Origin of the sequence: Methylobacterium sp. (assembly GCF_019750675.1) — a bacterium.
Lineage (GTDB): Bacteria > Pseudomonadota > Alphaproteobacteria > Rhizobiales > Beijerinckiaceae > Methylobacterium.
In genome coordinates, this window is the sequence record NZ_JAIEOF010000273.1 from 1 (window position 1) to 11865 (window position 11865).

10 protein-coding genes are annotated in these 11865 nt (G+C 70.3%); 5 read left to right on the top strand and 5 right to left on the bottom strand.

The window, feature by feature from the left end; all coding sequences use genetic code 11:
• Both K2X24_RS14065 and K2X24_RS14070 read right to left on the bottom strand, forming a co-directional pair.
• Window positions 1-587 (bottom strand): PepSY domain-containing protein (locus tag K2X24_RS14065; RefSeq protein ID WP_292499009.1); only part of this gene is annotated, 587 nt, incomplete at its 3' end.
• Window positions 588-623: 36 nt separating this feature from the next.
• Window positions 624-2903, bottom strand: coding sequence for a TonB-dependent siderophore receptor (locus tag K2X24_RS14070; protein ID WP_292499010.1), 2280 nt, complete (start codon window positions 2901-2903; stop codon window positions 624-626).
• Window positions 2904-3391: 488 nt separating this feature from the next.
• On the opposite strand from K2X24_RS14070, the gene K2X24_RS14075 reads away from it, so the two are divergent.
• On the top strand, window positions 3392-3808 hold the full coding sequence (locus K2X24_RS14075) for a cupin domain-containing protein (protein WP_292499011.1): 417 nt from the start codon (window positions 3392-3394) through the stop codon (window positions 3806-3808).
• Window positions 3809-3840: 32 nt separating this feature from the next.
• Here K2X24_RS14075 and K2X24_RS14080 read toward each other — a convergent pair whose 3' ends face one another.
• A complete protein-coding gene (locus tag K2X24_RS14080) occupies window positions 3841-4404 on the bottom strand; it encodes an SH3 domain-containing protein (RefSeq protein ID WP_238281479.1) in 564 nt (187 codons plus the stop codon).
• Between the two features lie 311 nt (window positions 4405-4715).
• On the opposite strand from K2X24_RS14080, the gene K2X24_RS14085 reads away from it, so the two are divergent.
• From K2X24_RS14085 to K2X24_RS14095, 3 genes are all read left to right on the top strand, one after another.
• Window positions 4716-5720 (top strand): D-glycerate dehydrogenase, encoded by a 1005-nt coding sequence (locus K2X24_RS14085; protein ID WP_238281477.1) that lies wholly within the window; start codon window positions 4716-4718, stop codon window positions 5718-5720.
• A 133-nt stretch (window positions 5721-5853) separates the two neighbouring features.
• The gene (locus K2X24_RS14090) at window positions 5854-6897 is read left to right on the top strand and encodes a sensor histidine kinase (RefSeq protein ID WP_292499012.1); all 1044 of its coding nucleotides are present in this window, start codon (window positions 5854-5856) and stop codon (window positions 6895-6897) included.
• A gap of 70 nt (window positions 6898-6967) precedes the next feature.
• The gene (locus tag K2X24_RS14095) at window positions 6968-7390 is read left to right on the top strand and encodes a SufE family protein (RefSeq protein ID WP_292499013.1); all 423 of its coding nucleotides are present in this window, start codon (window positions 6968-6970) and stop codon (window positions 7388-7390) included.
• A 264-nt stretch (window positions 7391-7654) separates the two neighbouring features.
• On the opposite strand, the gene K2X24_RS14100 is transcribed toward K2X24_RS14095, so the two are convergent.
• Both K2X24_RS14100 and K2X24_RS14105 read right to left on the bottom strand, forming a co-directional pair.
• On the bottom strand, window positions 7655-8530 hold the full coding sequence (locus K2X24_RS14100) for a DUF6456 domain-containing protein (protein WP_292499014.1): 876 nt from the start codon (window positions 8528-8530) through the stop codon (window positions 7655-7657).
• Between the two features lie 160 nt (window positions 8531-8690).
• On the bottom strand, window positions 8691-9125 hold the full coding sequence (locus tag K2X24_RS14105; RefSeq protein WP_292499015.1) for a MucR family transcriptional regulator: 435 nt from the start codon (window positions 9123-9125) through the stop codon (window positions 8691-8693).
• A gap of 587 nt (window positions 9126-9712) precedes the next feature.
• Between K2X24_RS14105 and K2X24_RS14110 the strand changes: the two genes are divergently transcribed.
• The coding region (locus K2X24_RS14110) for a S9 family peptidase (RefSeq protein WP_292499016.1) at window positions 9713-11865 on the top strand (2153 nt) is incomplete at its 3' end.

Below are 11865 nucleotides of genomic sequence, written 5' to 3' on the forward strand. Positions count from 1 at the left end.
AGCGCCAGCACGCCGGTGACGTTGTGCGCGTCGAGCCAGCCGCGCTGGGGCGCCTTGTCCCGCCGCAGCGTGAAGAAATCGGCGAAGATGCGCCGGTGGGTGATCACGCCCGAGATCAGCGCCACCAGCATGACCAGGGCGCAGACGCCCACGATCCAGCGCCCCCAGAGCGGGGGCATGTGGAGCTCGAAGTGGAAGCGGTAGAGGAAGTCGCCGCCCCGCGTGTCGCGGACCACGGCCGGTTCGCCGGTCGCCGGGTCGAGGCGGGCCTGCCCGGGCGGGGTGCCGGGCCGGGTGCGCCAGAACAGGTCGATGACCGGGCTGTCCGGCTGCGGCAGGCCGATGAACCAGGTCCGCGCCCCGCCCGCATGCTCCTGGAGATGCGCGACGCCGAAGGTGGCCGCCCGCGCCATGGCGTCGGGCGAGAGCGGCGCGATCCGGCCGATCTCGGGCCGCATCCAGCGCGAAATGTCGGCCCGGTAGTAGCTCGCCGTGCCGGTGACGAAGACCGCCAGCAGCACCCAGCCGACGACGAGGCCGGACCAGGTGTGGAGCCAGGCCATGGCCTGGCGGAAGGTCGTGCCCATCGCGTCCTCCGGGAGATGGTGGTGGCGCGACGGCGCTTACCAGCGGTAGCGCAGGGTGGCGTAGACGGTGCGGGGCAGGCCGTAATAGCAATTCGAGTAGCTGAAGCAGCCCGTCACATAGCGCTCGTCGAGGAGGTTCTGCGCGTTGACCTGCATGGTGAAGCCGTTGAGCGCCGCGTCGAGGTTCTTCAGGTCGTAGGACAGCACCGCGTCCACGAGGATGCTTTCGGGAACCTTGAAGGTGTTGGCCGGGTCCCCCCAGGAGGTGCCGAGGTAGCGCACGCCGCCGCCGATGCCGAGGCCCAGCAGGGGCCCGCTGGTGAAGCGGTAATCGGCGAACAGGGAGACCGTCGTGTCGGGGATCTGCACCGGCGTCCGCCCGAGCAGCGGCACCTGCTGGTTGGTGAGCTGATCGAGCGTCCTGGTGATGTCGCCGACGACGCGCGCGTCGATGAACGAGACGCCGCCGATGACGTTCAGGCCCTCGGCGAGGTTGGCCCGCGCCTCGAATTCCAGGCCCTGCACGCCGACCGCGCCGGTCTGCACCACGAAGCCGCCGCCCGGGTTCGCCGGATCGGGGTTCGTCGCGTTCGAGCGGCGGATGTCGAAGGCGGCGGCGGTCAGCAGGATGTCGGTGCCGGGCGGCTGGTACTTGATGCCGGCCTCGAACTGGTCGCTGGTGATCGGATCGGGGATGCGCCCGGTCGAGCCGAAATTCGGGTCGAAGATCCGTCCCGCGGTGATCGGCTCGAAGGCCTCGCTGTAGGAGACGTAGGGCGCGAACCCGTTGTCGAAGCGGTAGAGCAGGCTCGCCCGGCCGGTGAAGGCCTCCGACGGCACGTCCTGGTTCGTCACGACGTTCGTCGAGAGTCTGCGGGTCGGTCCCGAAGTGCTGGCCCAGTCGTAGCGCCCGCCCAGCGTCAGGACGAGGCGGTCGAACTTCACCTGATCCTGGAAGTACACGCCGGTCTGCTCCGACGTGATCCGCGAATCCGTGGTGAAGGGCGGCGTCGGAATGGTCATGGCGTAGTTGGGCGCCAGCACGTTGAGGCTGGGTGCCGCCGGGAAGTCCGAGGACAGGGTGCGGGTCTCGAAGCTCCGGTAATCGACGCCGACGAGCGCGGTGTGCGCGAAGATGCCGGTGTCGAACCTGGCCGTCAGGTTGTTGTCGATGGTGTAGACGTCGAGGCCGACCCGGGTGGCGATGCGCGAGCGGTCGATGAGCGGGCCGCTGGCGAAGGGGCCCGTCGTGTCGTTGAAGGCGCCGTAGACGCTGCGGTAATCGCCCTCGGTGCGCAGGTAGCGCGCCGCCGAGTGAAAATGCAGGTACTCGTTGACGTTGTGGTCGAAGATGTAGCTGATCGAGGCCTGCGTCCGGTCCGATCGCTCGAAGTTGCGGTCGCCGTCGTAGAAGTCCACCGGCAGGCGGCCGGTGAAGCCGTTGCCGAAGTTGCGGGGGAACACCGTGCCGACGGCGGGAAAGCCCCCGTAGAAGCCCGAGAACGGATCGCGCTGGTAATTGCCGATGACGGTGAGCGTGGTGTCGGCCGACGAGCGCCAGGTGACGCTCGGATTGATGAGGACGCGCTCGACCTGCGTGGTCACAGCCGGGCCGTCGCCCTTCCAGCCGAGGCCGATGACCCGGTAGGCGAACTGATCCGCGAGGGGGCCCGCCTCGGCGGGGATCGGGCCGCCGACGTCGAAGCCGCCGCGCACCTCGTTGAAGCCGCCGCCCTGGACGAAGATCTCGCCGTGCTGCGTGAAGCGCGGCATCTTGGAGACGAGGTTGACGATGCCGCCGGGGCCCGACTGCCCATAGAGCACCGAGGCCGGGCCCTTGATGATGTCGACGCGCTCCAGGCGGTAGGGGTCGACGCTGGGGAAGGCGTCGCGGTTGCTGGGCAAGGCGAGGCCGTCGAGGAAGAGGGGGGCGACGAAGCCCCGGATGTAGAACTGCTCCAGCCGCGTCGCGCCCGAGCCGCCGCGCTGCTCGGTGGTGACGCTCGGCGCGTAGCGCAGGGCCTGGTTGATGGTGAGCGCGTTCTGGTCCTCGATCTGCTGGCGGCCGACCACCGAGATCGACTGGGCGGTCTCGACGATCGGCGTGTCGGTCTTGGTGGCCACCCGGCTCTCGGTGGCCACGTAGCCGCGCACCGGGCCGACCGCGCCGCCGGGCTGGCTGCCGGCCGCGTTGCGGCCGGTGCCGGTGCCCTCCACCGAGAGGGTGTCGAGGGTCACCGTCTGGCTGGCCTCCTGCGCTCGGACGGGGCCCGAGGGGCTGCCGGTCCAGGCGACGCCGGACAAAAGCGTCAGCATCAGTCCGCGCTGCACGATGTTACCGACGCGACGGGAGGAAGGGGGCAACATAAAGCAGGACACAGCCAAGACCATTCGTGGGAACGTACCAGCGGCTTCGCAGGATCGTGATGTGATCAACTTACCCGGGCCGAGTAATGTCTTGACAGGATTCATTATACGCATGCAAGGCGTATGTTTTTTACTTATTCCAACGTAGAACTGCGTTGACCGCCCAGCACCGCGACACGCACCCGCCCGCGCCATAATCCGCCTCGGGCGGGATAAGGACGGGCCTGTCGCCGAAATGCAGCGCGGGCGCGGAAGGGGGCGCGGAAGGGGGCGGGGTCAGGGTTGCGGCCCGGAGGCGGCCGGCGCGGATCTGCGCTAAAGGTCGTTCACGAAACGCCCGCCGGGCCGGCCCGCGCGAGGCGAGACCCGTCGACGGTCGGGCGTTTCGCGAGGCAGGTTGAAGTCCGGGCCGGCCCGGAGAGGAGCGAGGATCGAGGATGAGCGATGACAGCCTGACGGCGCACGGCGTGTTCGACGTCGCGGAGCACGCCGCGCGCCTGCCCGAGACCTCGGACACCATGGTGGCGGACCATCGCTTCACCGACGACCCGGCGGCGAGCGCCCGGGTGTTCCGGGTCTACCACCCGACGCCGCCGCACAGCCACGCCTCGTGCGACGAGTATCTCTACGTCCTCTCGGGCCGCTGCCGGATGAAGTTCGGCGACGAGGCGCCCGTGGAGGTCGGCCCGGGCAAGCTGGTGTTCTTCAAGCGGGGCGTGGTCCATTCCGTGCCGGAGATCCTGGAGGAGCCGATGGTCTTCCTCTCCGTCGACACGCCCCGGCGCGAGCCCCGCGACATCCGCTTCGTCCATGACGGGACGGGCACGCCCGACACCTTCATGCGCCAGTCCTGAGCGGACCAGTCCCGAGGCCGGCGGGGGCCGCGCTACTCGACCTTCTCGTCCGGGTAGACGCCCCAGAGGCGGTTCTGGCGGATGTAGCCGTCGACGTCGCCGCGCTTCTGCGGCAGGGAGACGACGACCCGGCACCAGGCGCCCGTGCAGGCCTTGACGCTGCCGATGACGCCGGCCTGGAGGCGCGCCTCCTCGCCGGCCGCCTCGTCGGCCTTGGCATAGAGCGGCACCGCGACCTTGTCCGCGCCCTTGTCGGTCGCCCGGGGGGCGGTGACGATGGCGGTCCGCCTGCCCGAGAGGAGCGAGTGCAGCACCCAGCCCTCGGTGCCCTCCGAGTCGCGGATGCGGCGCCAGGTCTCGAACTCGGCCACGATCTCGATGGGGAGGCCCGCCCGCTGGAACACCCAGAGGGTACGGTGGTCCTTGGAGGGGCCCTCGCGCAGGTTCACCCGGTCGGTCTTCAGGCTGGCGTAGCGCGGCAGCGGCAGCTTCGTCACCGGCCCTAGGGCGACGTCGGGCCCGGCGCTCGGCGCCGGGGCGGCCAGGGCGGGCACGGTGCCCAGAAGGGCGGTCAGCAGCAGGGCAAGCGCGCGCATCGTCCGGTATCCTTCGCTGGCCGGGGACCGCGCCCGAAGCGCGGCGGCGGACCCTGGCATCCATTGTGTTCCGCGGCCTCTCTGCTAGAGAGGCCACATGAGGTCGAGAAGGCCTGGGGCCGGAAAGGCCTCGGGGTCGCGCTAAGCCATCCGGCTGCCGGCCCGGTCGTTCCGACTGTCTTGACGGGCGCGTGGTTAACGCGCGGTAAGCTTGCGGTGTCGTCCGCGCCCCGGGCATCGAGCCGAAACCGGCCGGTCCGGATTCTGGCGCGGCGGGCCGCGATCGCGGCGAGAGCTCGCGGGGAGGGTGCATGTCGTCGTTGAAGCGCAAGCCGCTCGTGGTCGTCACGCGGCGTCTGCCCGAGGTCGTCGAGGCGCGCATGCGCGAACTCTTCGAGATCCGCCTCAACGCCGACGACGCCCCGATGTCGTCCGAGGCACTGATGGCGGCCATGCGCGAGGCGGACGTGCTCGTGCCGACCGTGACCGACGAGATCGATTCGGGCCTGCTCGCCCAGGCCGGACCCAACCTGCGGTTGATCGCCAATTTCGGCAACGGCGTCGATCACATCGACGTGGCCGCGGCGCTGGAGCGCGGCATCACCGTCACCAACACCCCCGGCGTCCTCACGGAGGACACCGCCGACATGACCATGGCGCTGATCCTGGCGGTCGCCCGCCGCGTCACCGAGGGCGCCCGGATCATCCCCGAGGACGCCTGGACCACGGGCTGGTCGCCGACCTGGATGCTCGGCCGCCGCATCACCGGCAAGCGCCTCGGCATCGTCGGCATGGGCCGCATCGGGCAGGCGCTGGCCCGCCGCGCCAAGGCGTTCGGCCTCTCGATCCACTACCACAACCGCCGCCGGGTGCCGGCCCAGATCGAGCGCGACCTCGACGCGACCTACTGGGAATCCCTCGACCAGATGCTGGCCCGCGTCGACATCGTGTCGGTGAACTGCCCGCATACGCCGGCCACCTACCACCTGCTCTCGGCCCGCCGCCTGAAGCTCCTCAAGCCCGAGGCCGTGGTGGTGAACACCGCCCGCGGCGAGGTCATCGACGAGACCGCGCTCGCCCGCCTGCTCGAGGCGGGCGACATCTCCGGCGCCGGCCTCGACGTGTTCGAGCAGGAGCCGGCGGTGAGCCCGCGCCTCGTCAAGCTGGCCCGCGCCGGCAAGGTCGTGCTCCTGCCGCACATGGGCTCGGCCACCCACGAGAGCCGCGTCGACATGGGCGAGAAGGTCATCATCAACATCAAGACCTTCATGGACGGGCACCGGCCGCCCGACCGCATCCTCCCGACCATGCTCTGAGGCGTCCCGCCCGCCCCATCGAGGGTATGCACCGTCTTCACAACGTAGGATCGGAACGGGGCCACCCCCGGCACGTTGTCCGCCGCGAGCCCTGGGGCGGGGCTGGCGCTTGGAACGGGTGGATCGGAGTATCATGGCCGCGGACACGCCGTCGACCGATGCGGCATCGGTGAGTGGGATGGGGTGCGGGGAGTTCCGGCGGTTCGCCGATTTCGTGCCCCTGATGATGTGGCGCGCCGATACGCAGGGCGCCGCCGTCCATCACAACGAGACCTGGCTCGCCTTCACGGGTCGCTCCCCCGAGGAGGAGAGCGGCCACGGCTGGCGCCGCGGCCTGCACCCGGACGATCTCGAGCGGCACGCCGCCATCGTGGCCAAGGCCTTCGCGGCCCAGGAGCCCTTCACGTCCGAGTTCCGCCTGCGCCGGCACGACGGGGCCTATCGCTGGCTCCTCGACACCGCCAAGCCCCTGCGCGAGAACGGCGACTTCGTCGGCTTCCTCGGGACCTGCTTCGACATCACCGACCGCAAGCACGCCGAGGAGCATTCCGAGCGCGCCCTGGTCGAGAAGGAGGCGCTGCTGGCGGAGGTCTACCACCGCGTCCGCAACAACCTCCAGGTCATGGTTAGCCTGATCGGGCTCTACGGCCGCGCCGCGCCGGCGCCCTGCCGGGGCAGCTTCGAGGCGCTGGGGCAGCGCGTGCGCGCCATCGCGCTGGTGCAGCAGCACTTGCACGAAGCGCCCCACATCGCCTCGATCGACCTGCGCGACTACCTGCACCGCCTGGCTTCGGGCCTGGGGCAGCTGCGCCGGGCCGGCCGCATCGGCGTCGCCGTGGGCGGCCTCGGCACCAGCCTCGTCGAGCCGCGCACCGCCAACGCGCTCGGCATGATCGTGGCCGAGGTGGTGTCGGAATGCCTCGACACCACGGCCGAGACCGTGGCCTGCGCCATCGACATCCAGATCGACGCGCGGGCGGGCGGGCCCGTGCGGCTCACCATCGTCTCCGGGGCCGGGGAGGGGGGCGCGCCGAGCAAGCTGGAGGTGCCCAATCTCGGGCCCCGCCTCATCGCGGCCTATGCCTCCCAGGCCGAGATCGCCGTGCGCGGCATCGGCACGATCGATCAGCCCCTGGAACTGCAACTGCCCGAGGTTCTGGTGCCGCCGCCCGCCTGAGGATCGCAACGCGCCCCGCATATCCTATATGCGGGGAACCCCAGACGCGCACCGAGTCCGCCGGCCGATCATGCTCCCACCCATCGCGACGATCATCGACAATTTCAGCATCCTCGACGAGGGGCCCGACCGCTACGAGTATCTGATCGAGCTCGGCCGGGCTCTGCCGCCCTTTCCCGAGGATCTGCTCACCGAGGAGAACCGGGTCCATGGCTGCGAGAGCCAGGTCTGGGTGGAATCGCGCCTCGACCCGGCCGAGGCGCCGCCCCGCCTCCACCTGCGCGGCACCAGCGATTCCGTGATCACCAAGGGGCTGATCGCCCTGGTGATGGCCCTGCACGACGGGAAGACGCCCGAGGAGATCGGCAAGGTCGACGTCTTCAAGGTCTTCAAGGAGATCGGCCTCGGCGCCCATCTCACCTCCAAGCGCTCCAACGGCGTGCGCTCCATGGCCGAGCGCATCCACCGGGACGCCGCCCGCCTGGCGGCCTGACGGACCGCTCGGCAGCACCGCTCGGCGGCTTGAGGGGCCGCGCGCCTGCCCGCATGGGTGCGGGGGGCGCGGGGCTTGTGTCCCCCCATACGTTTCCCGGGTGATGGCTTCGGTCTGCCGGGGCGCGACATGCTTCCTCTCCTTCGGGAGAAGGTGGGGGTGAGGTGTCGTCCATCTCCGGAAAGGTCACACACCTCACCCTGTCCCCCTCCCGAAGGAGAGGGGACCCGCGCCAGAACCCGAACGATTCAGCCGCAAATCGTATCACGCGCCGTCCGCCGCCCGCCACAGGCGCAGGCGGCCGCGCTCGGGACCGACGGCCTCCCGCTCCAGGCCGTAATGCTCGGCCAGCCGCGCCAGGGCGATGCGGGCCACCACCTTGGCCGAGCGGGCCGGCCAGCGCCGCTCCGCCTCGATCCGCTCCAGCCCTTTCAGGAAGCCGCAGAGGTCGATCAGGAGGCCCGAAAGGTCGTTGCCGACGGCCGTCAGCGCCGCCCGCACGCGCTGGCGCGCGGCCAGCATCGCGTCCGAGCCCGCCGCGGGGTCGCGCGGGCCCGAGCCGTCGACGGACACGCCGCTCCAGTCCTGGCCCATCCGGGGCATCAGCGAGGCCACCGTGAGGTCGCGGCGCAGGCGCTCGCCCGCCTCGAAGCAGGCCGCGTCGATGAGCGGGGCACCGTCGCGGTCGCGCCGCCGGGCCATCCAGGCGAGGGGACTTTCGGACGCGTCGCGCTGCGGCCGGTCCGGCTCCGGCGCATCGCCCACGAGGTCGAGGTGCTGGGCGAGGAAGGGGCTGTGCGCCCCGGCCCGCTCCCGGCGCAGGCGGGCGCGCCCCGCCGGGCTGATCGTCAGGCGGGCCCGGCGCCCGCCCGCCTGCTCCGCGAGATCGGTGGCGAGCAGCTCCCGCCCCGCCGCCGGCGCGAAGCGGCCGCCGCCGAGGGAGACGCCGCGTCCGCCCTCGCGCACGATCCAGCCGGCGGGCTCGGCCGGGTCCGTGATCGCGTAGGCACCCTCGCCGGCCAGCGCGGCGAGGAGGCGGGTGGCGTCCCGGCCGAGGGAGGCGGCGCCGGGCACGGCCCGAGGGCGCCGTGCGGCGGGAATCGGGGCGGCGGAAGTGGCGGGGGACCGAACAATGTTCATGATTTGTTCCATTACACATACCGGCGGCATCGGGGTGCCGCGCAACGATGGTAAGGGAAAAATATCCTAGATCAAGACTTGACGTGTCGCGCCCGTCAGCCGGTTCCGAGCAGGCCCAGAGGGACGCCGCCCGAAACCGGTTTGAAGACGGATCGGCCGTTCAGGCCGCTTCGTCGTAATTGCCGGTGCGAGTCTGGCCGAGGCCGATCGCCTTGGCGAGATCGGAACGGGCCTTGGCGTAGTTCGGGGCGACCATCGGATAGTCGGCCGGCAGGCCCCACTTGGCGCGGTACTGCTCGGGGCTCATGTCGTACTTCGCCCGCAGGTGGCGCTTGAGCGACTTGAAGGTGCGGCCGTCCTCGAGACAGACGATGTGATCCGCCGTGATGGACTTCTTGACGGAAATCGCCGGCTGCAGGGGTGCGCTGGAGGCCTTGGTCTCGACCTGGCCACTGCCGACCTGGGTCAGGGCGGTGTGGATCCGGGTGATCAGCTGGGCCAGCTCGCCGGGGGGGACCGGGTTGTTGCTCACGTAGGCCGACACGATGTCGACGGTGAGTTCCACATAATCGGCAGATTGTACGATGTCGTTCATAACTGGAAGAACTCTCCTTAAAGCGACGCGCGGACAGGCATCAGAGCACCCCGAACGTTTTCACATTGGCCGGTGCCTGGCGCAGGGATCGAATCCCCTGTTTTCTCCCGTCACTCACAACGCAGTACGGTACGCAGCGACTTCGCCCGCCACATTATCTAGGTAGGATATTCGCGATGATGTCGCAAGACGGTTCACAGCAGTCCCGGTAATCTTGAACAACTAGAACGAACAATATTTCAAGGCTGCGTCTTGCCCGTTCATCCTGGTCTTGCCGGGAGGCACCGGCAGCGCCGCGCGACCCCGGCAGATTGCCGCAGCCCGGACACGCTTCCGCGACGCCGCCCCGTTCGCCCCGCTTGCCTGCGGCCGGGGCAGCGGGCACATGGCGCGGATGAGACCTTCGGCGGCACGGGCCGGCGGGGGATCGCCCCTGACCGGAGACGGGTGAAATCCCAGGGACATGGCTTGATGAGGCGCTCCGCCGGCCAGCATTCGATCGCACGAAACCTGCGCGAACCGGCATCGCCGCAGATCAAGACCCGACTCGACATCGTCCTCCCGCAATGTTTCCAGGATTTTTCGCGATGACGTCCCCCTCGACTTCGATCAGCGTTTCGGCGGCCGCCCCGATCGCGGAGGTGCGCCCCCACACCGACACGGTCCACGGCCACGTGCTGCGCGACGACTACGCCTGGCTGAAGGCCGAGAACTGGCGGGACGTGCTCAAGGACCCCGCCGCCCTGCCGGGGGACATCCGGGCCTATCTGGAGGCGGAGAACGCCTATTCGGAGACGGCGCTCGCCGGCACCGAGTCCTTGCGCAAGGCGCTGGTGGCCGAGATGCGGGCCCGCATCCGGGAGGACGACAGCAGCGTTCCCGAGCCCGACGGTCCCTTCGCCTACTACACCCGCCACCGCGAGGGCGGGCAGCACCCGCTCGTCTGCCGGCGCCCGCGCACGATCGTGGTCATCCCCGGCCAGGGCGCCGAGACCGCCGCCGACGGCGGCCCCGAGGCGGGCGAGGTCATCCTGCTGGACGGCGACCACGAGGGGGCGGGCCTCGCCTTCTTCGAGATCGCGGCGGCGGTGCATTCCGACGATCACCGCCTGCTCGCCTGGAGCGCCGACACCAAGGGCTCGGAACTGCACACCATCCGGGTGCGCGACCTCGAGACCGGCAAGGATTTCGATTCCGGTAAGGATTTCGATTCCGGCAAGGATCTGGACTCCGGCACGGAGGCGGTGGACCGGATCGAGGCCACCACCGGCGAGGCCGTCTGGAGCGCCGACAGCCGCGCGTTCTTCTACGTCGCGGTGGACGAGAACCACCGCCCCGCCCGCGTGATGCGCCACGTCCTCGGCACGTCGCAGGCGGCCGACACCCTCGTGTACGAGGAGGCCGATTCCGGCTTCTTCGTGCATATCGAGGAGACCCAGTCGGGCGATTACCTCGTCGTCACCGCCAGCGACCACGAGACCTCGGAGGTCCACCTCCTCGACCGCCGGGCGCCCGACGCGGCCCTGACCGTGGTGCAGCCGCGCCAGCCCCTGCTGATCTACTCGGTGGAGAACTGGGCGAGCCACCTCTTCATCCTCACGAACGCGGACGGCGCCGAGGACTTCAAGATCGTCACGGCGCGGATCGCGGCGCCGGGCCGCGAGAACTGGACCGACGTCGTTCCGCACCGCCCGGGCGTGATGATCCGCCACCAGCACGTCATCGCCGACCACATGGTGCGCCTCGAGATCGAGGAGGCGCGCCCCCGCATCGTGGTGCGCGACAAGCAGGGCAGCGAGCACATCGTCGCCTTCGCCGAGGAGGCCTACTCCCTCGGCCTCCAGCCCGGCCACGAGTTCGAGACGGCGGTGATCCGCTTCACCTACTCGTCGATGACCACGCCGGCCGAGACCTACGACTACGATTGCGCCACCCGCGCCCGGCAGTTGCGCAAGCGCCAGACCGTGCCGAGCGGCCACGAACCGGCCGACTACGTCACCCGCCGCCTGTTCGCGACCGCGCCCGACGGCGCGAGCGTGCCGATCTCGCTGCTGCACCGGCGCGACACCCCCCTCGACGGGACGGCGCCGCTGCTCCTCTACGGCTACGGCTCCTACGGCACGTTGATGCCGGCGGCCTTCCGCACCAACTTGCTGTCACTCGTCGATCGCGGCTTCGTCTACGCCATCGCCCACGTGCGCGGCGGGACCGAGAAGGGCTGGGGCTGGTACCTCGACGGCAAGCGGGAGAAGAAGCCCAACACCTTCACGGACTTCGTCGCCTGCGGCCGGGCCTTGATCGCGGCGAACTACACCGCGCAAGGCCGCATCGTGGCCCATGGCGGCTCGGCCGGCGGCATGCTGATGGGCGCGGTCGCCAACCTCGCGCCGGAGCTGTTCGCCGCCATCGTGGCCGACGTGCCCTTCGTCGACGTGATGAACACCATGCTCGACGGCAGCTTGCCGCTCACTCCCCCGGAATGGCCCGAATGGGGCAACCCGCGCGAGAGCCTCGCTGCCTTCGAGACCATCCTGGCCTACTCGCCCTACGATAACGTCCGCCCGCAGGCCTATCCGGCGATTCTGGCGCTCGGCGGCCTCACCGACCCGCGCGTGACCTACTGGGAGCCGGCCAAGTGGGTGGCGCGCCTGCGCGCCACCATGACCGGGGGCGGCCCGGTTCTCCTGCGCATCAACATGGAGGCCGGCCACGGGGGCGCGGCCGGCCGCTTCGACCGCCT